At 50.1% G+C, this 17,889-nt stretch carries 22 protein-coding genes and 1 tRNA gene; 6 read left to right on the top strand and 17 right to left on the bottom strand.

What is annotated here, in order from left to right:
- The first annotated feature begins 75 nt into the window (after positions 1 to 75).
- Positions 76 to 288, top strand: coding sequence for a transcription antiterminator/RNA stability regulator CspE (cspE, locus tag OH773_RS19515; protein ID WP_034461105.1), 213 nt, complete (start codon positions 76 to 78; stop codon positions 286 to 288).
- Positions 289 to 344: 56 nt separating this feature from the next.
- Here cspE and OH773_RS19510 read toward each other — a convergent pair whose 3' ends face one another.
- A complete protein-coding gene (locus tag OH773_RS19510) occupies positions 345 to 1,439 on the bottom strand; it encodes a GGDEF domain-containing protein (RefSeq protein WP_270141124.1) in 1,095 nt (364 codons plus the stop codon).
- A gap of 252 nt (positions 1,440 to 1,691) precedes the next feature.
- Here OH773_RS19510 and OH773_RS19505 point away from each other — a divergent pair, with 252 nt between their 5' ends.
- The 5 genes from OH773_RS19505 (at position 1,692) to OH773_RS19485 (ending at position 6,606) form a co-directional block, all read left to right on the top strand.
- The gene (locus tag OH773_RS19505; RefSeq protein ID WP_270141121.1) at positions 1,692 to 2,786 is read left to right on the top strand and encodes a BamA/TamA family outer membrane protein; all 1,095 of its coding nucleotides are present in this window, start codon (positions 1,692 to 1,694) and stop codon (positions 2,784 to 2,786) included.
- Between the two features lie 47 nt (positions 2,787 to 2,833).
- The gene (locus OH773_RS19500) at positions 2,834 to 3,796 is read left to right on the top strand and encodes a hypothetical protein (protein WP_270141119.1); all 963 of its coding nucleotides are present in this window, start codon (positions 2,834 to 2,836) and stop codon (positions 3,794 to 3,796) included.
- Positions 3,796 to 4,929: a BamA/TamA family outer membrane protein gene (locus OH773_RS19495; RefSeq protein WP_270141117.1), complete on the top strand. Its 1,134-nt coding sequence runs from the start codon at positions 3,796 to 3,798 to the stop codon at positions 4,927 to 4,929. The genes OH773_RS19500 and OH773_RS19495 overlap by 1 nt, the downstream gene beginning before the upstream one ends.
- Positions 4,929 to 6,050, top strand: a complete 1,122-nt coding sequence (locus OH773_RS19490) for a DUF4056 domain-containing protein (RefSeq protein WP_270141115.1) — start codon at positions 4,929 to 4,931, stop codon at positions 6,048 to 6,050. The genes OH773_RS19495 and OH773_RS19490 overlap by 1 nt, the downstream gene beginning before the upstream one ends.
- 97 nt (positions 6,051 to 6,147) lie before the next feature.
- Positions 6,148 to 6,606 (top strand): GNAT family N-acetyltransferase, encoded by a 459-nt coding sequence (locus OH773_RS19485; protein WP_270141113.1) that lies wholly within the window; start codon positions 6,148 to 6,150, stop codon positions 6,604 to 6,606.
- Between the two features lie 16 nt (positions 6,607 to 6,622).
- On the opposite strand, the gene OH773_RS19480 is transcribed toward OH773_RS19485, so the two are convergent.
- From OH773_RS19480 to aspA, 16 genes are all read right to left on the bottom strand, one after another.
- Positions 6,623 to 7,297, bottom strand: coding sequence for an ABC transporter ATP-binding protein (locus OH773_RS19480; RefSeq protein ID WP_270141111.1), 675 nt, complete (start codon positions 7,295 to 7,297; stop codon positions 6,623 to 6,625).
- Positions 7,291 to 7,965, bottom strand: a complete 675-nt coding sequence (locus OH773_RS19475) for an energy-coupling factor ABC transporter ATP-binding protein (RefSeq protein WP_333482175.1) — start codon at positions 7,963 to 7,965, stop codon at positions 7,291 to 7,293. The genes OH773_RS19480 and OH773_RS19475 overlap by 7 nt, the downstream gene beginning before the upstream one ends.
- On the bottom strand, positions 7,950 to 8,660 hold the full coding sequence (locus tag OH773_RS19470) for an energy-coupling factor transporter transmembrane component T (protein ID WP_270141109.1): 711 nt from the start codon (positions 8,658 to 8,660) through the stop codon (positions 7,950 to 7,952). Before OH773_RS19470 ends, OH773_RS19475 begins: the two co-directional genes overlap by 16 nt.
- Positions 8,660 to 9,238 carry an ECF transporter S component gene (locus OH773_RS19465; RefSeq protein WP_183272510.1) on the bottom strand — a complete coding sequence of 193 codons (579 nt, stop codon included), beginning with the start codon at positions 9,236 to 9,238 and terminating at the stop codon, positions 8,660 to 8,662. The genes OH773_RS19470 and OH773_RS19465 overlap by 1 nt, the downstream gene beginning before the upstream one ends.
- 44 nt (positions 9,239 to 9,282) lie before the next feature.
- Entirely contained in the window at positions 9,283 to 9,690 is a 408-nt protein-coding gene (locus OH773_RS19460; RefSeq protein ID WP_270141106.1) for a PPC domain-containing DNA-binding protein, read from the bottom strand.
- A 413-nt stretch (positions 9,691 to 10,103) separates the two neighbouring features.
- Positions 10,104 to 10,337, bottom strand: a complete 234-nt coding sequence (locus OH773_RS19455; protein WP_270141104.1) for a hypothetical protein — start codon at positions 10,335 to 10,337, stop codon at positions 10,104 to 10,106.
- Positions 10,321 to 10,665, bottom strand: a complete 345-nt coding sequence (locus OH773_RS19450) for a YkvA family protein (protein ID WP_270141102.1) — start codon at positions 10,663 to 10,665, stop codon at positions 10,321 to 10,323. Before OH773_RS19450 ends, OH773_RS19455 begins: the two co-directional genes overlap by 17 nt.
- A gap of 29 nt (positions 10,666 to 10,694) precedes the next feature.
- Entirely contained in the window at positions 10,695 to 10,790 is a 96-nt protein-coding gene (locus OH773_RS22380; protein WP_333482183.1) for a hypothetical protein, read from the bottom strand.
- Between the two features lie 102 nt (positions 10,791 to 10,892).
- Positions 10,893 to 10,982 carry a hypothetical protein gene (locus OH773_RS19445; RefSeq protein WP_270145962.1) on the bottom strand — a complete coding sequence of 30 codons (90 nt, stop codon included), beginning with the start codon at positions 10,980 to 10,982 and terminating at the stop codon, positions 10,893 to 10,895.
- A gap of 282 nt (positions 10,983 to 11,264) precedes the next feature.
- Entirely contained in the window at positions 11,265 to 11,756 is a 492-nt protein-coding gene (locus OH773_RS19440; RefSeq protein WP_270141100.1) for a hypothetical protein, read from the bottom strand.
- A 106-nt stretch (positions 11,757 to 11,862) separates the two neighbouring features.
- Positions 11,863 to 11,938: transfer RNA gene (locus OH773_RS19435), tRNA-Phe, on the bottom strand.
- Between the two features lie 114 nt (positions 11,939 to 12,052).
- Positions 12,053 to 12,628 carry a transcriptional regulator gene (locus OH773_RS19430; RefSeq protein ID WP_270141098.1) on the bottom strand — a complete coding sequence of 192 codons (576 nt, stop codon included), beginning with the start codon at positions 12,626 to 12,628 and terminating at the stop codon, positions 12,053 to 12,055.
- Positions 12,629 to 12,733: 105 nt separating this feature from the next.
- Positions 12,734 to 14,455, bottom strand: coding sequence for a protein-disulfide reductase DsbD (locus OH773_RS19425; RefSeq protein WP_270141096.1), 1,722 nt, complete (start codon positions 14,453 to 14,455; stop codon positions 12,734 to 12,736).
- Complete coding sequence (cutA, locus tag OH773_RS19420) at positions 14,431 to 14,754, bottom strand: divalent cation tolerance protein CutA (protein WP_183272513.1); 324 nt, start codon at positions 14,752 to 14,754, stop codon at positions 14,431 to 14,433. Before cutA ends, OH773_RS19425 begins: the two co-directional genes overlap by 25 nt.
- A 98-nt stretch (positions 14,755 to 14,852) precedes the next feature.
- On the bottom strand, positions 14,853 to 16,154 hold the full coding sequence (locus OH773_RS19415) for an anaerobic C4-dicarboxylate transporter (protein WP_270141093.1): 1,302 nt from the start codon (positions 16,152 to 16,154) through the stop codon (positions 14,853 to 14,855).
- A gap of 112 nt (positions 16,155 to 16,266) precedes the next feature.
- Positions 16,267 to 17,703, bottom strand: a complete 1,437-nt coding sequence (gene aspA / locus OH773_RS19410) for an aspartate ammonia-lyase (protein ID WP_270141091.1) — start codon at positions 17,701 to 17,703, stop codon at positions 16,267 to 16,269.
- Positions 17,704 to 17,889: the final 186 nt, after the last annotated feature.

The following is a 17,889-nucleotide window of genomic DNA, read 5'->3' as shown; positions in this document are numbered from 1 at the left end:
TCCTCTACCGCTTCATAAAATCTGTAAAGCATACCAAATCGCCGTAAGGCACACTTATTTCAAAAGGTAATATTCATGTCTAACAAAATGACTGGTCTGGTAAAATGGTTCAACGCTGATAAAGGCTTCGGCTTCATCACTCCAGACGACGGTTCTAAAGACCTGTTCGTACACTTCTCTGCTATCCAGAACGATGGCTACAAATCTCTTGATGAAGGCCAGAAAGTTTCCTTCACCATCGAGAACGGCGCTAAAGGCCCAGCAGCTGGTAACGTAACTAGCCTGTAAGGTTAGCGTTAACTAAGCTAGAAATTTAAAAACCCGCTTCGGCGGGTTTTTTCGTTTTAGTAACAAACCCGATTTCTGCCGTTTTGCTTCGCTTGATAAAGTTGCTTATCGGCCTGTTCGACCAACCCTTCCAGAGTGACTCCCTCGCTCCATTGTGCAATTCCCTGGCTGACGGTAAGCACTGACGAAATAGCCGAACCCTCGTGAGGAATGTGGGCATGAGCAATATTGTGTTGGATCCTGTGGCTGATGGATTTGGCCTGGGAAATATCGTTGCACACCGTCATGACAACAAACTCCTCACCGCCAAAACGAAATGCGCTGTCAGTCTCTTTACGCAGAGATTGCTCAATACATTGTGAGACTTTGATCAGGCATTTATCACCGGCCACATGACCATACCTGTCGTTGTACTGTTTGAAGTAATCGATATCCAGAACAATCATGAACAGCTTTTTCTTATTGCCGGAAAGGGCGCTGACACACTCTTCAAAAAAACGCGCCATGCTCAGCCGGTTGAACAGCCCTGTTAAGGCATCATAGTGTGCCTGCTGCACCAACTTTTTAATCAGGATGTTCTTCTCGTATTCGCTACGTTGTACGCGCTGATACCACTCCAGCAAAATGTAGCGGGAAGAATAGATAACTAACAGCATGATCACCGCGCCGATGAACTGTGCGAGGCTAAATTTATCCTGCAAGAAAAATTCGACATACAGTAAGCACAAGGCTAATGGAGCTGAAAACAGCAGCAGCAGTCGCCCGGAAATATAGAAAGTGATCGTCGCGGGTAATAACACTGAAACGGTCATAATCAATGTGATCATTGTGTCCTGGTAATAAATGGTGACGTTTAAAAGCAAAACTGACCACAATAAACCAAAGGCAAAGACCACAAAGGGAAGGGCGTAGTGATAGACACCGTCGTTTATATTATTCTTTATTTTTAGAGTGATAATCAGGTTTATTAAGGCAAGTATTACGATACAGCCACACAGGAGTTGTAGTGCAGGGGGAAGCGATTCGACATCTTTGTTATGCGTGCTGCGCAAAAAAAGCCAGGCGCAGAATATGATGTTTAGACATAAAAACCACATATAGCCTTTGGTACTGGTAATGACATTTTCGCCAGTGCTGTGATTAATATCCATTCATACCTGCCTTTTAATAAGTTTTTCCGATGATACCGTGCTTGCTTTGGCTGTGCCATCGTTGAAATCCGCGCTCTCCAACCCCTTATCTTCTCTCCCTTTATCTTGAATGTGCATGAGGCTCGACTATGCTCAAACTAGTTCTTTGACGGGAATGATATTTCTCGTGTGATTGAATAATAAAACAAAATCACATTTTACTGGGCGATGCATATGATTAGGGTGCTGCTTTTTCTTTTGGCATGGACGGCTATGGAAGCCCGCGCATCTGGGTTTATTGATGATAGCGACGGAATGCTGGATATGAGCCAGTATCTGAGCGAAAACCGCTACGGCTTCTTACCGGTTCCGGTGGTGATAACCGAACCCGCAGTAGGTTACGGAGGCGGGCTATTTGGCCTATTTTTGCATGACACTGAAGACAGTCGGGGGGCAAAAAACCATCCCAATGGGCGACCCATTCCTCCGGCCGTTTCGGCTTTTGGTGGCGGGGCGACGCAAAACGGCACCTGGTTTGTTGGCGGTGGACATCGTCATACCTGGAACAACGACAGCATTCGATATCTGGTTGGTCTTGGCTATGCCAATGTAAATATTGATATTTATTCAGGTGATATTGCAGGTTTTGAGACCGGAAAAGGCATTAGTACCCAAACAAAGGGGTACGGAGGTATGCAAAAATTACTGTTCCGCGTTGCAGATACTCCGTTTTTCCTTGGTGGTTCGCAATTCTATGCAAATATGAAAATCTCGGCCGATAACAAGCTTATCAACCGGACATTTCAGCGGGTGCTGGGCGAGGAAAGTTCGACCTCGGGTGTTGGGTTGCTGATGGAATATGACACAACGGATAACTTTTTCTATCCGCGCAGTGGCTTATCGGTCACTGGCGAATATCAGTTTTATTCCCATTTTCTTGGCGGCGATTATCAGTACAACATGCTGACCATTGACGGTAAATATTTCCAGCCGCTCGGAGCCGATTTCACTTTGGCGTTGGCGGGAAACTATCAGTCACTTTCGAATGCTGACCGCCATCTGCCGCCGATGGCGCGACCCTATATCTATTTGCGAGGCATCTCGCGATATCGCTATCAAGGTGATTATGTCGGTACCGTGCAAACGCAGCTTGAGTGGCAAATGACACCGCGCTGGGTGTTGCAGGGTTTTGTGGGCGCAGGGAGCGCTGCAAATAATATGGATGAGCTTTATCAGACGACTGAAGTGGCGTGGGGAGGGGGTTTCCGTTACCTGATAGCGCGCGAGTTTGGGTTACATACTGGTATTGATGTTGCATTCAGCGACGACGAACAAGCGGTCTATTTCAACGTGGGGGCGGGTCTGTAAATGGAATTTACCGCGAGACTGACAAAACAAATTATAAAGAGAACCTAATGAAATCAATATTAAAAGGTGTGCAACAGTGTCGGGTTTACGCGCTGCCGTTGCTGTTTTTATCCGGCGGGGCATTTGGGGCATCAACGGATACGGCGAGTGAGAGCAGCACGTTTCCAATCTGGGGAGATGAAGCGCGCGCACGTGGTTATTCCATTCCACTGCCGTTTGGCGTGAATCTCAGTTATATGAACATGCGCCAGAACGTCGATGTTGAAAGTATTGCCCTGACGGGACTGAGCTTTGCTGGCCGACCGATCCCTGATGACTTGTTTAATATCGGCGTCGGCGATACCCGCGAACGCAGTGAAACCGAAAACCTGCGCCTTGATATGTGGGTGTTTCCGTTCCTCAACTTCTACGGAATTCTCGGGCATACCAAAGGCTCTTCCGTTTCGCAAATCTCGGTGGATGCCGATCCTTCTCAATATGGTCGCTTCGATCCGAACCGGATCATTGCCCAGGCGGTGCATGCGGGCTATGAGAGTGGAGCGCTACAGGATCTCGACTTTACCCTGAAATTTGAAGGTACGACCTACGGTGCAGGGATGACGCTGGCGGGGGGCTATGAAAACTGGTTCGCGCTGTTGGATACCAACTATACGCAGACCAGTTTCGATATTCTCGACGGTAAAATTTCGGCGCTGACGGTTTCGCCGCGCGTGGGTTATCGCTTTGAGCTTCCTGGTGTTTCCGGCCCTTCACACCTGAGCCTCTGGGTGGGCACGATGTATCAGGATGTTGAACAAGAGTTTAAGGGGAATCTGTCGGATTTAGGTTTGCCTGCGGCGCTGAACAGCGTGGTGGAAAACGGGCATTTTGACGTCAAGCAACACCTGAGTTCGCCGTGGAACATGCTGGTGGGGGCGCAGTATGAAATTACGAAAAATTTCAATGTGTTAACGGAATTTGGTTTTAACGAACGCAACAGTTTCTTCATCGCGGGTGAATACAGATTCTAATGAACAAACGCGGCGCGCTATTTTGGGGTTTGCTGAGTATCATAATGGCACCGGCGAGTACTGAAGCCTTTACGCGCGAAGAGATTGACGGCTTTCTGGGAAATTTAGGCGCGGATAATCAATATGATGCCAGCAAAGGTATTAACTGGAGCGTGCTGCCAGGGCCGTTTTATACCCCTGAATTGAAACTTGGTTTGGGGACTGCCGTGGCGGGCGTTTACCGTGTTGATCCCAACGATCGAGCAACCCAAAACTCATCTATTTCCTTAACTGGATTTGTCAGCACCAGCGGTGCGCTGGGGTTGGGAATGAAAAACTACACGTTTTTCACGGGTGACGAATGGCGGCTATTTGTTGATGGATCGCTTGCGAAAATCCCAACTGGGTTTTGGGGTATTGGTTATGACGCGGCCCAAGGCAACGAGCAGAAATATACCCAGCAGTCGTTTAGTCTCCATCCGAAGATAATGCGCCAAATCGTTGATAATCTGTATGTTGGCGTGGGGTGGGACTTTTCAACCTATGACGCTGAGAACATTGACGATCCGAATCCGGACGATAATTTTTCCCGCTACGATGCAGGTGGGAGGACGCTAAGCTCCGGCGTTACCACCAGCATTAATTACGATACGCGAGATGTGATCACCCGCCCGCGGCACGGCCAATTTTTTAGCGCCGAATACAGCCTTTTTGATCCTTCCATCGGCTCGGATACCCATTTCACCGCGCTGGAGATGCAATATAATTATTACTTCCCGCTCAATGATCAGGACGTATTAGCGTTTGATCTTTGGGGACGTTTTACGCGCGGTGATGTGCCATGGGATCGTCTATCTCAGGCGGGAGATAGCGAGAGATTGCGCGGATATTATCAGGGGCGTTATCGCGATAAAGACGTGGTCAGCACTCAGATAGAATATCGCAAGAAGCTCAACTGGCGACATGGCTATGTTCTGTGGGTGGGGGCAGGTGCATTGGGCGATAGCCCGCAAAACCTTGGGGATCATCCGTTGTTACCCACCTTCGGCGCGGGCTACCGTTTCGAGGTTAAACCAGACATGAACATCCGTCTTGATCTGGGATTTGGCAAAGAGAGTGCCGGTTTTTACTTTCAAGTTGCGGAGGCATTTTAATGCGGGTCTGGATTGTTACTCTGCTACTGGGCGTAGCCTCTTTGAGTTATGGTGCGCAACCGCAGTCAGCCGATATTTTGCCCATCGAGCAAGCGCGGCGAGTGTGGCCAGTGGCGCAAAATTTGATCGCGCCTGAGTCTCTGCGCCCTTGCTGCGCATTTGGTTATGACTTGCAGGTACGAGCCGTTGGCGTACCGATTCCGGTTTACCAGATAGGTAATATTCTGACGCTCGGGACACTCGGCCAGCATCGTTATAACGATAGTGCCTTGGGAGCCGTCAAAAATATCGTCGGTCTGAGCGAAGAAAAAAGCGGCCTGATTTATACCCACCGTGGTGGCTTTATCGACATCGCCCACGTCCGTGATACTGCTGATAATACCTTTTATCTATTCTCGCAGATTTACTCCCGACTCGGCCAGGACTGGCGCTTGTTCTACAGCGAAGAGCTGGGGGTCAGACGCATTCAATTGCATGCGTTTACACCGCCAGCTTCCATGGTTGAGCGCTACACAATTGCGGCGTGGCTTGCGGGACATCTCGCATTTCAACTCGCGCAATGGCATGAGATTGCCCAGTGGTACGGTTTCGAGTCTGTACCGGGGTTTCCTGAGGAAATATCCGCTTTCTCACCAGAAGATCTCTATTCCAATTTATTAGGGGCAAGGCTTGCGATAAACGTGATTTTGCACGGCAATGCCGGGTCGGTTGATTCATACAATAAAGCGATGGATAAAGCGCTCCACAAGGCGTTGGTGCAACTTGGCGCTGTCAGTAAAGCAGAAACCGAAAGGCAATTCCGCGCCGTTGACGGTGACTGGTGGAACAGTAAGCGCCGCGTGCCGGATAAATTTTTGGTGCTCAATCGTAACTACGATTTGAGCGAAAACCGCTATCCGACCAAAGTGCCGTTCGAAAATACCCAGGCTTATCGTCTGGAGATGCCCGCGACAGTTGCAGGCGTTACGCTAAGCCAGCTCGGGGAGCTACAAATCCATACCGGCAGTGATATGCACAGCCTTAAAGCGCCTGAGCGTTTTTATCTGCCATCGCAGTTTTCCGAGCTGGCAGAGCAGGCTAAAGCTGCCGATCAGATTCAGCTCCAGCGAATGAATAAGTAAGTGTCATAAGTACTTTGTATTGGACGAGGTTTCTGATGTCAGCTTTGATGTTGCAAATATGTTGTAGATTCTCAAAACACTCATTTGGAACCAGAGCATGTTCACTATCAAAGTTGATGATCTTACACATCACTCGGTGCAGTCATTAGTGGCTATTCATATTTCTGGAATGCTGGAACAGTCCCCACCTGAAAGCAGCCATGCGTTGGATGTGCAAAAGTTGCGTGACCCTGTGGTGACTTTCTGGTCGGCGTGGGAAGGGGAGCAGTTAGCCGGAATTGGGGCGCTAAAAATGCTGGATGAACGACATGGCGAGCTGAAATCCATGCGCACGGCCACGGCATTTTTACGCCGTGGCGTCGCTAACCAGTTTTTAGTTCACATCCTGCACGTTGCCCGCGAGCGTGGTCTACAGCGCCTGAGCTTAGAAACGGGGACACAACCGGGATTTGCGGCCTGCCATCAACTTTATCTCAAGCATGGTTTTGTCGATTGCGAACCGTTTGCTGATTATCAATTCGACCCGAACAGCCGTTTTATGACGCGGGTGTTGTAGTGAATATTTACCGCTCTCAGAGGATGTGCTGAGTTTCTCCATCCTCTGCAATCCGCCCATCGGCAAGCCGGATGGTGCGGGCGAAGTGTTGTTTTACAAACGTATAATCATGGCTGATAGTCAGAATGGTTGTACCTTGAGCGCGGCAGCACGTGAGCCACTTGTTAAAAATCCCCAACCAGTGGCTATCAAAATCGCGGCTGGGTTCATCTAATAGCAGTAACGGTGGTGCAACGGCGGCGAGGCTTGCTACGGCGACCATGCGGCGTTGACCGGCATGCAAGTCCAGAGGATGAGCATCTGCAACGTCTGTTAATTCACACAGTGCGAGGGTGTGCGCAATTTTATCGTCCAGTGCCTCACCTTTAATCCCTTGATGGCGTAAACCAAACGCTATCTCATCCTGAACCCGATTGTGAAATATTTGCCGCTCAGCTTCCTGAAATAACACCCCCAGTAACGGTGCCCGCTGTGCGGCTTTCAGGCTTGCGATGTTTTTTCCCTGCAAACTGACTTGCCCGCTGTTCGGTTTTAATAATCCGGCCATTAAACGCAGCAGTGTGGATTTCCCCGCACCATTATCGCCAATCAACGCTACCCATTCGCCGGTGTTAACCGTCAGGTTCAACCCTTTAATTGTGGGCTGAGTCGCCGAGGGCCACTGAAATTCCAGCGATTCAATGTTTAGCATAACGTCCCCTCAGTCAGCATCCAGGTTTGTCGGCACTCGACAGCAATGTGTGCCAGTGATCGTTCAAAAAGAATAATGATGCACTGCTGCTGCTGGGCGTAGTCTGCCAGCCGTTGCAGCAATGTCGCAGTTGCTTGCGGTGTCAGACGGCTAAAGGCTTCATCAAGGATTAATAATTTCGGGCGCATCGCTAATGCACAGGCCATCACGACACGCTGCGCTTCACCACCAGAAAGGGTGGCCGGATGGCGTAAACGTAACGCATGGCAATCGGTAAACGTCAGCGCCTCGTCGATGCGTTCCATAATCTCAGCTTCACTGAGACACAGATTTTCTGGCCCGAAGGCAACCTCTTCTTCGACGCTAAAGGTGCATCCTGACAGGTGTAGTTGTGGCGCTTGCTGAATTAATTGCACTTGCTGCGCCATTTCCACCAGAGGGCGCGAGCCCAATACCGTATCCAGTACTCGTCCTTCGCCTACTAACGTTCCCGGTAAGAAGTCCGGAAAACAGCCTGCCAGAAGCTGCGCAAGCGTCGTTTTTCCGCTGCCATTGCCCCCGCTGATGCCGTAGATCCCCGGTATGGAGCAGTGCAAATTGATATTTTGCAGTTGCCAGCTTCGGCTACCTTGCGGGGTAAAACCCAGCGCACTCAATGCCACAGCCATAGCCAGACTCCAGTTTCCAGTATCATCACCAACAACAGAACGTAGCGAACACCACGCTGAAAAGTGCTATCAGGTGGAGCCCAAAGCGTGGTGCGCCTTGGGTGCAGGCGGAATGCACGCATATCCAGTGCGGAACTGCGGGCCGTTAAATCATTCAGCGCACTGTGGGCCAGTGGCATCACGAGCGCCGGGATGTAGCGCAGGCGCTGATACCAACGGCCATCAAGGGGAACACCGCGTGCCAGCTGTGCCTCATAGATGGCTGCCAGTTGTGCGCGTAATTGCTCGACAATCAGCAGAGGTCCAGCAAGTAAATAGGAAAGCCAGAGCGGTAATCGGCTGGCAAACAGCGCGCGAATAAAGCGTTGTGTCGGCATAAATTGCAGCAGGATTTGTCCGCTGCTGAGCAAGGCGAGCAATCGTAACCATAAAGCGGCGGCTCTCAGCAACTGACTGTTATCTCGCGCTTCACCGTGTAACCACCACGCCAGCCAACCACTGTGTACCAGCCATAAACCGCCCGCCATCGGTAGCATAATCCACACCACATAACGCCAGCGGTGGCGGGTGCTTTTCATCAGGATGAGCGCGAGGAATATGGCAAGACTGTAGACCAGTAGTGGATAACCCAGCGGCATCAGTAAACTACTGATGCCGAGCACCACCCAGATTGTCAGGGAGGTAAAAGGGTGCATTAACGAACGGCTGCCATGGCTGGGAAGCTACGTAACGTGCGTTGTGGCATATTACGCACCAGCAGCCAGACAATTATCGCGGTCAGTATTTTATCAACCAGGTTTGCGCCCAGCACCGTCATGGCAACGGATTCAATCAGGTCGTTGCCCATTGAATGCACGTAGGCAACCAGGAAATCAGCGCCGCTACCCGTCACCCCACCAAACAGATAAGTACGAATCGGCACGGCAATGACGGTAACTGCCAGAGTGATCACCACGCCGCTGGCGATAACTTTTGGCAGCGAACGGAACCAGCCAATACGCGCCAGTAAACCTGCGACCAGGCCGATGACCATGGCTACCGGGGCAAAAGCCGCCGCCATAGGATCGGTTAATAATCCCCAAATAATATTCGTCAGTAAGCCTGTCAGCATGCCGATAATTGGCCCCGCCAGCACCGCACTGAGCAATGTCCCAATAGAGTCGAGGAAAATAGGCAATTTCAACATCGACACTAACTGACCCGCAATCATGTTGATCGCGATAGAAATGACAATCAAAACCAGTGTCTGACTCGACAACCCTTTACGTGCCATAAATACCTCAAAGATAAAAAGAACTAAGTAATGTTTAGCGTTTTTTAGCGAGGCGTGACGATGAGTTCGTCATACCCCGAATGCGTACAAGGTTGTCGGCTAAATGAAATCTCGCTTAATTCCCCAATCACTAGCTCAAGTGTTGTGCGCACCAGGCAACCCTCCATCACATGGCCGCCAGTCATTTGCCCATTTTCATCGGCTATCGACAAATGAAGATGTTCGCCACCTTTTTCCAGCGTGCCAATCAGCGACACCACTTCAAACTTCCCGCTCAATAAGGTGGTTTCTTCACGCCCGGCAAAGCGAAAAGCGACGTCACTCAGACTACCGACGCAACCGCTTATCCACGCGGCACGAAGCCCGTTTAAACGGATAAAATCGCGCAACGCACTGAGCACTTCTTGTTGTGGCAGCAGACGTAGAGCATAGAAACGAGCCGTTGATGGCATAGATGTCACCACGATGAAATCCTCTGAGAGACTGAAAATTAAAGCTCAGGACAAAGCATAGGTAAAAGTGGCGTCAGGAGGGCAGGATGCAGCATTTGGGAGGGTAATTATTTCCAGATAACTCCGAACCTCGGACGTTGGGGCACATCATAAGGACGGATATTAGCGATGTATATGACGTACATCAGTTAAAGCGGGTGTAGTTTTTAAGGAGGCAGAGAATCCAGCAAGTAAAAAAACCGCCGTAGTCGGGTTCTTCTAAATAGTGGTGCCCGGACTCGAAATCGAACCAAGGATTCGTTTCTGCGACAACGAAATCAACGAATAACAGTAAGTTACCTTTACGCATTCGATTCCGAATGCACCACTATTTTGTATCATATTCAACGGTATGAATGTTGACGAGCTGACAATTAATCCTTGCTGGATTTAGCAGCCTTGAACTTGTCGTAGATATCCTTGGCATCGAATATAGCCGAGGCATCCACCTTACCCATTACCTTTTCGGCTAAGGCATCAACATGCTTGTCTAACTCACCATCAAGCTTAAGTTTGTCGTTAACCAGTTTTTTTGCTTCGTGCTTGATGATTTTTTCTTTTGCAGTATCAGGCAGTAGCTTATTCGCTACTCTAGTCAAAAAGCTCATCGACCTTCTCCTTTGCTTTGCCTTTAACCGCATCGTCTATGCAATTTGCCACTGCTACAAGGGCTGCGGCTATTACAGCCATGTCATCTGTATACCCAAGGATCGGTGTTAAATCGGGGATAATATCTATCGGTGACACTAAGTAAGCCAGCGCCCCGTAAATGGTTGCCCTGTGTTTAGTTGTGCAGTTGTCACTTTCTAAGCCGTAATACAGACGGAATACCTGCTCAAGGGAATCTTTCCCGATAGTCTTGCAGTATTTTTTAGTTTTTGACCAAAAACCGTCTTCGCTATAGTCCTCAATCTCGATCTTGCCAGTCTCATCCATTAACATTTCCTCACATTAGTGTTTTCATATCACTTATCTAGCAGATCAGGGCGTTCGTTCCGATCAATCCGGTAAATACTTGTGATCCCAATACCTAACTGCCGGGAAATCTCCGGTTTACTCATACCTTTTTCGGCCAAATCTATAAATTCTTGAGATTTACTTCTGGCAGTAGCTTTCCGGCCTTTGTATTTGCCTTTGAGTTTCGCAAGGGCAATACCTTCGGCCTAACGTTCCAGAATCATTTCACGTTCGAATGTGGTGATAGCTCCAATCAATGTGAGCATCAGCTTTCCTGTCGGTATTGCCGTGTTGATACCGATATTGAGGATGTTTAACGCCTTAGAGGTATTCCGAAATTTCCAGCAGGTGGCGAGTGTTACGGGCGAGGCGGTCCAGCTTTTTTAGCCGATGGAGTGTAGTCCCGAAGACGTGATTCCTCTCTGTCTTCTTCGGTCCGCTTTATGTGTGCTTTGTAACGTTCGAAAAGACCAGCGAGGTCAGACTTTCTTTTTCTGCGTGGCGGTAATGACGGTGTACGCAGGAAGCTCATCAATAATATACATTTCCGCTGCACTGATTCTGTACTCTGCAAGACGTCATGCGAGTTTCTGTTTCCACGACGGCGTAATCCCGACAGGCGCCCACTGGAGGGGTTCTTCGAGTTCTGGCAGCAGAAGCTGGGTGACTAGCTGGAAGTCGGCTTCGCTTGCCTGCTCGCCTTTACGCAGGCATTTGCTTAGCTGCTCGTTATCAGCAGTCAGGCCAATACCATAATAATAACGCCGCAGATAACGTGCTTTGATGGTTTCTGGTTGCTGGAGGATTCGGGTCATCGATACCGAAGCGATAACCTCGGTATCGTCCTGTGTCACTGTACGATCTGCTTTGGCGTTCTGGCTGATGGCGTTGATTTCAGTCAGTGCGGCAGGAGCCGTGAGTTTGGCTTGCTCAAGGTCTTTCGTCTCAAGGGAGCGTTTTAGTTCGCCTTTGCGGATAACGAACGTAGCACTTGAGGAACCGCTTTGCGGATGTAGTAGGTGCCGTTTCGGTCTTTGGTTGGCTTTATCATAATGCCCATTTTGTACCACTGGGAAGAAGGGCCGGAGGAAAGATAAGGGTGGTAACTACTGGAAAACCAACAAGTTGTCGACTCAGAAAGCAAAAAACCCGCCATAGGCGGGTTCTTCTAAATAGTGGTGCCCGGACTCGGAATCGAACCAAGGACACGGGGATTTTCAATCCCCTGCTCTACCGACTGAGCTATCCGGGCAACGGGGCGCATTAAACCGTAAAGGCCGTTTGCCGTCAACGGCTTTGTCATAAAAAAGGTGTTAAATGCGTTTAACTGCCTGCTTTTCATGCAGAGTGGCGAGAAAATCACTCATCACGTTAAAGCGCCACCCTGTCGGCACTGCGCAAACCGTAGAATGTCTTCGGCCAGTCGGCGAGCGGTTTCGATATCTGCCTGGCTACGTTTCACCAGTAAACGACTCAGGCAGCCTTCCAGCACCAGTTCCATTTGGTGAGCCACCATCGCTGGGTCATCTACTTCCAGTTGCGTCAGCAACTCGTGGGTGAATTCCCATGCGGCTTTTTTCTGCTGATCGGCCAGTTGATGAATGGGATGTGCTGCTTCTGGATAAAACGTGCAAGCGGCGATAAACAGGCAGCCCGGATAGCGCTGGTTGTTAACGCATTCGGTCAACGCCTGGTAGCGCTTCAGTAGTTTTTGTTCCAGCGATAGCTCATCGTCGAGTATTAACTGACGACGCCAGACATCAATCTGCTGGCTCAGATAGCGCAGGGCATCGTAAAGCACGGCTTCTGTATCGGGCCAAAATTGACGAATTTCTTTTACCGGATAGTCAGCTTCATTCGCGACCATCTCCAGAGTGGTGCTTGCAATCCCCACACGTTCAAGGACGTGTAGGGCGTGCTCAAGTACGTCTTCGCGTTGCACGGTATTCTCCTCCCTTGTACCCGTCATACTTCAAGCTGCTTCTGCGTTCTCTTGCCGCTGCGATGCAACTTGAACTATTTAGTGTACGTCCCATAGTAGTGTTGTTTACGGTGCTTGATTGCGCAAATGCGCATCAAACGTGCTTGCATCCATAAAGCCTGTCACGCGTGCTTCCGGCTGCTCGCGGCCTTGATCATCAAAGAACAATATAGTGGGTAGCCCTAAAACCTGTAGATGCTTTAACAATGCGACATCTTGCGCGTTATTGGCTGTAACGTCCGCTTGCAGTAAAACAGTATTTGCCAACCGTTGCTGCACTTTAGGATCGCTAAAGGTGTATTTCTCAAACTCTTTGCAGGCCACGCACCAGTCGGCGTACAAATCGAGCATCACGGGTTTGCCTTTCGCATTAGCGAGAGCCGTTTCAAGTTGTTCAACGCTGGCAATTTTCGTGAAATTGAGGTGTGCCTGGCTTGTCGTGACAGTGCTGCCAAATACCCAGTCTTGCACAGGGCGAGCACAAACCAGCGCCGCGCCGAGCAAAACGATCTGCACGATGCGCATCCATGACTTTTTGGCGTGCAGGCTTGTGATAAACGCCCAGCTAAAGAACGCCACGCCGAGCAATCCCCACAAACGAATGCCCCATGTTTCTCCCAGTATGCGTTCCAGCAAAAATACTGGTAGTGCGAGGATCACAAAACCAAACGCGATTTTGACAGTTTCCATCCACGGGCCGCTTTTTGGCAGCAGACGGTTGCCGAAAACAGTGATCAACATCAGCGGCAGACCCATGCCCAACGCGTAGAGATACAACGTGCCGCCACCCAGCCACATGTTCCCGCTTTGGGCGATATACAGAAGAATGGCGCTCAATGGTGCGGTGGTACAAGGCGAGCAAATTAATCCGGCCAGGGCACCCATCGCAAAGACGCCACCTGCTGATCCCCCCTGCTGGCGATTACTCATCAGCGTCAGACGCGTTTGCAGTGATGATGGTAGTTGCAGCGTAAATAACCCAAACATCGAGGCGGCCAGTAGCACAAAGAGGACTGACAGCCCGATAAGCACGTAAGGGTGTTGCAGCGCGGCCTGGAATTGAAGGCCAGCAGCGGCGACGACCAGGCCCAGAGCGGTATAGGTCAGCGCCATCCCTTGCACATAAACAAAGGTCAGAAGCAGGGCTCGGGCGGTGGATAAGCGCTGTTTTCCGCCCAACACGATGCCGGAAATCAGTGGGTACATCGGCAGCACGCAAGGCGTGAAGGCGATGCCGATACCGATCAGGAATGCCCAGAGTGCGGAAAACGGGAGCTGGGTAGTGGCTGAATTGTCTGAGTCCCTCACCCCGACCCTCTCCTGGGGGAGAGGGTTAGGGTGAGGGCGGTTTTCATCACCCGCAACCACCGCACTCAGCGGCACGACGCGCGTTTCAGGTGGATAACAGAACCCTGCTTCGGCACAACCCTGGTAAGTCACGCTGACGCTCGCGCCTTTGGCTGTCGTTTGAAGCGTGACGGGCAGATTGAGCTGCTGGGTGTAAATCTCGGTCTTGCCGTAGAACTCGTCTTCATGCCAGGTGCCTTTCGGCAATTCTAGCGGTGCGAGCTCAGCTTGCGCCGGGGTCAGCTTGATTTGCTGACGATAAAGGTAGTAGCCAGGTTTTATCTGCCAGTTCAGGTTGAGCTGGTTTCCTGATTGCTGAAAATCGAAAGCAAAAGCCTGGTCGACAGGAACAAATTGAGATTTGCTCTGGTTATCGAACAGGCCTGCAAAAGCGTGGGTGCTGAAAAGCGCAAAGATTAGCGCAAAGATGCGTAGAGCCATGAGAGGTAATCACTATCTCCGTGGGTAACTGGCAGAACCAGTAATTCAGGGGTTTGGTATGGGTGATGCGATTTGAGACACGCTATCAAGGCTTCTTGATGGTCGATATCGCTTTTTAGCAACATCTGCACCTCATACTCCTGTTCCATTTTCCCTTCCCAGTAATACAACGAAGTGGCACCAGGTAATAAGGTGACGCAGGCGGCCAGTTTTTCAGACAGCACAAGGGTGGCAAGGTCCTGGGCGGTGGCTTCGTCAGGGGCAGTACAAAGGATGACAACAGCCTGGGTCGTTGGCATAGCAAACCTCGTATCTGGGGAAACAGCGGTTGACTATAGCATGGCGGAGAGAAGGGAGGTGTTAAACGGGCCGCAGCGCGACCCGTGTTTTAAAAGATTTACAGAACCATGCCGCCGACGATAAAACCGAGGATGACGCACAGCGTGATAGCAATCACCCCTGGAATTAAGAACGCATGGTTAAACACATACTTACCAATACGCGTCGAGCCGGTATCGTCCATTTCCACCGCCGCCAACAATGTTGGGTAGGTCGGCAGGACGAACAATGCAGAAACCGCAGCAAAAGAGGCGATGGCCGTCAGCGGGCTTACGCCGAGCATCAAGGCTGCTGGCATCAGGGCTTTAGTCGTTGCCGCTTGAGAGTAAAGCAGCGTTGCAGCGAAGAACAATACCACCGCTAACAACCACGGATAACTTTGCAGCAAGTCGCCTGCAACAGCCTGAATATCCTGGATATGGTTTTTGACGAAGGTATCACCCAACCAGGCCACACCCAGCACGCAGATACATGCACTCATGCCCGATTTGAAGGTGCTGGCGTTGAGGATTTCGCCAGTATCAATTTTACAGGTGACGCAGATAAGCGTAGCGATGGTCAGCATGAACACCACAATCGCTTCGTTACGCGGCAGAATTGGGTTTTTAATCAGGCCAACGGTATCGCTGATGGCGGTGGCGTAGAACATCACCGCGACAATACCGATAAGGAACAGGAGAACCGAGCGTTTGGCGTGTGGCTTCAGATTAAACACGCTAGTTCCACGCAGTTTCACCTCACCTTTAGCAAGACGTTCCTGGTACACCGGGTCGTCTTTCAGTTCGCAACCAAGGAAGTTACAAACAATCGCCGTTAGCATTACCGCAACGAGCGTCACAGGAATACAGATGCCCAGCAGCGTCAGGTAACTGATGCCCATTGGCTCAAGGATACCCGAGAAGAACACCACGGCTGCGGAAATCGGAGACGCCGTGATCGCAATTTGCGACGCGACAACCGCGATGGACAGTGGGCGCGATGGGCGAATCCCTTGCTCTTTCGCGACTTCAGTAATCACCGGAAGCGTAGAAAAGGCAGTGTGGCCTGTTCCCGCCAGGATGGTCATAAACCAGGTGACCAGCGGGGCGAGGAAGGTGATGTATTTAGGGTGGCGACGCAAAAGTTTTTCTGCAAGGCTTACCAGGTAGTCCATTCCCCCAGCCACCTGCATGGCGGCAATCGCGGCAATAACTGCCATGATGATTTCAATAACGTCGAACGGAATTGCCCCGGGTTTAACCTGAAAAACAAGGGTTAAAACCAGAACGCCAAAACCGCCAGCAAAGCCAATGCCTATGCCGCCGAGTCGGGCTCCGAGATATATCGCCAAAAGCACGATAACAAGTTCTGCTCCAAACATAATTCCCTTCCTGGTGTTTGCTTATATGATAATTATATGTTGTGTTTTTGTTTAAAGTAGAAATGAAAAAGGCACGTCCATTGGACGTGCCTTTTGTTAACTACCGTAAAGATTACTGTTCATTTTCATCGGTATAACGCTTCGCTTTATAAACTGGATGCATCAGGTTGTTGATGGAGAAAATATCATCCAGCTCGGCTTCGGTGAGCAGGCCGCGCTCCAGCACGACTTCACGCACGCTTTTGCCGGTCTCCGCACAAATTTTCCCGACGATATCGCCATTGTGGTGGCCAATGAACGGGTTCAGATACGTGACAATACCAATCGAATTGTAGACGTAGCTTTCGCACACTTCTTTGTTCGCGGTAATGCCGTCGACGCATTTTTCCAGCAGATTGTAGCAAGCGTTAGTCAGAATGTGGATAGACTCAAACATCGCCTGGCCAATGACTGGTTCCATGACGTTCAACTGCAACTGACCTGCTTCGGAAGCCATGGTGACGGTGATGTCGTTACCAATAACTTTAAAGCAAACCTGGTTAACCACTTCTGGAATTACCGGGTTAACTTTGGCAGGCATAATAGATGAACCCGCTTGCAGTTCTGGCAGGTTGATTTCGTTCAGACCCGCGCGTGGGCCGGAGGAGAGCAGACGAAGGTCATTACAGATCTTCGACAATTTCACCGCCAGACGTTTCAGCGTGCTGTGAACCATCACGTACGCGCCACAGTCGGAGGTGGCTTCAATCAGGTCTTCAGCCGGAACACATGCCAGATTGCTGACTTCTGCCAGTTTCTGCACAGCCAGTTGCTGATAACCTTCAGGCGTGTTCAGGCGGGTACCGATAGCGGTAGCGCCGAGGTTTACTTCCAGCAACAGCTCTGCGGTGCGCAGCAGGTTGCGTGTTTCTTCGTTCAACAGAACGTTGAAGGCATGGAATTCCTGACCCAATGTCATTGGGACCGCGTCTTGCAACTGAGTACGGCCCATTTTCAGGACGTTTTCAAACTCAACCGCTTTGCGCTGGAAGCCATCACCTAACTGGTTGATAGCATCAACCAGTTTCACAATTGAAGCGTACACCGCGATGCGGAAACCGGTTGGGTATGCATCGTTGGTGGACTGGCATTTGTTTACATGATCGTTCGGATTCAGGTACTGGTACTCACCTTTCTGGTGGCCCATCAGCTCAAGCCCAATGTTGGCGAGCACTTCGTTGGTATTCATGTTAACGGAGGTACCGGCACCGCCCTGGTAAACGTCCACAGGGAATTGGTCCATGCATTTGCCGTTATTAAGAACTTCATCACAAGCCTGGATAATGGTGTTTGCGATGCTTTTCGGAATGGTTTGTAATTCCTTGTTCGCCATTGCCGCTGCTTTCTTAACCATCACCATGCCACGTACAAATTCAGGTATGTCACTGATTTTGCTGTTGCTTATGTAGAAGTTTTCAATCGCTCTCAGAGTATGAATACCGTAATAGGCATCCGCTGGCACTTCCCTGGTACCCAACAAGTCTTCTTCGATACGAATGTTATTTAACATGTGAACCTTCTTAATTAAAGCTGCCATTGGTTGATCACAGCACGCACAGGATCTTTGGTCGTGCGATGAATAGACCGACGATTATGTCCATATTCGGTCTCTACGCCGTGATGATATGCTGATGATAGATAAATGCAGTAATCTGGATCACTTATTAAACGTCATCTTACATAACAATTATTAATA

This window comes from Buttiauxella sp. WJP83, assembly GCF_027594725.1.
Classification (GTDB): Bacteria; Pseudomonadota; Gammaproteobacteria; order Enterobacterales; family Enterobacteriaceae; genus Buttiauxella; species Buttiauxella selenatireducens.
Note: the sequence above shows the minus strand (reverse complement) of the source record. Positions and strands in the feature narration are given on the sequence as shown.

Coding starts and splice junctions, on each gene's coding strand:
- cspE (WP_034461105.1), top strand. CDS start 76: ATGTCTAACAAAATGACTGGTCTGGTAAAATGGTTCAACGCTGATAAA.
- OH773_RS19510 (WP_270141124.1), bottom strand. CDS start 1,439: ATGGATATTAATCACAGCACTGGCGAAAATGTCATTACCAGTACCAAA.
- OH773_RS19505 (WP_270141121.1), top strand. CDS start 1,692: ATGGAAGCCCGCGCATCTGGGTTTATTGATGATAGCGACGGAATGCTG.
- OH773_RS19500 (WP_270141119.1), top strand. CDS start 2,834: ATGAAATCAATATTAAAAGGTGTGCAACAGTGTCGGGTTTACGCGCTG.
- OH773_RS19495 (WP_270141117.1), top strand. CDS start 3,796: ATGAACAAACGCGGCGCGCTATTTTGGGGTTTGCTGAGTATCATAATG.
- OH773_RS19490 (WP_270141115.1), top strand. CDS start 4,929: ATGCGGGTCTGGATTGTTACTCTGCTACTGGGCGTAGCCTCTTTGAGT.
- OH773_RS19485 (WP_270141113.1), top strand. CDS start 6,148: ATGTTCACTATCAAAGTTGATGATCTTACACATCACTCGGTGCAGTCA.
- OH773_RS19480 (WP_270141111.1), bottom strand. CDS start 7,297: ATGCTAAACATTGAATCGCTGGAATTTCAGTGGCCCTCGGCGACTCAG.
- OH773_RS19475 (WP_333482175.1), bottom strand. CDS start 7,965: ATGGCTGTGGCATTGAGTGCGCTGGGTTTTACCCCGCAAGGTAGCCGA.
- OH773_RS19470 (WP_270141109.1), bottom strand. CDS start 8,660: ATGCACCCTTTTACCTCCCTGACAATCTGGGTGGTGCTCGGCATCAGT.
- OH773_RS19465 (WP_183272510.1), bottom strand. CDS start 9,238: ATGGCACGTAAAGGGTTGTCGAGTCAGACACTGGTTTTGATTGTCATT.
- OH773_RS19460 (WP_270141106.1), bottom strand. CDS start 9,690: ATGCCATCAACGGCTCGTTTCTATGCTCTACGTCTGCTGCCACAACAA.
- OH773_RS19455 (WP_270141104.1), bottom strand. CDS start 10,337: ATGAGCTTTTTGACTAGAGTAGCGAATAAGCTACTGCCTGATACTGCA.
- OH773_RS19450 (WP_270141102.1), bottom strand. CDS start 10,665: ATGGATGAGACTGGCAAGATCGAGATTGAGGACTATAGCGAAGACGGT.
- OH773_RS22380 (WP_333482183.1), bottom strand. CDS start 10,790: ATGAGTAAACCGGAGATTTCCCGGCAGTTAGGTATTGGGATCACAAGT.
- OH773_RS19425 (WP_270141096.1), bottom strand. CDS start 14,455: ATGGCTCTACGCATCTTTGCGCTAATCTTTGCGCTTTTCAGCACCCAC.
- cutA (WP_183272513.1), bottom strand. CDS start 14,754: ATGCCAACGACCCAGGCTGTTGTCATCCTTTGTACTGCCCCTGACGAA.
- OH773_RS19415 (WP_270141093.1), bottom strand. CDS start 16,154: ATGTTTGGAGCAGAACTTGTTATCGTGCTTTTGGCGATATATCTCGGA.
- aspA (WP_270141091.1), bottom strand. CDS start 17,703: ATGTTAAATAACATTCGTATCGAAGAAGACTTGTTGGGTACCAGGGAA.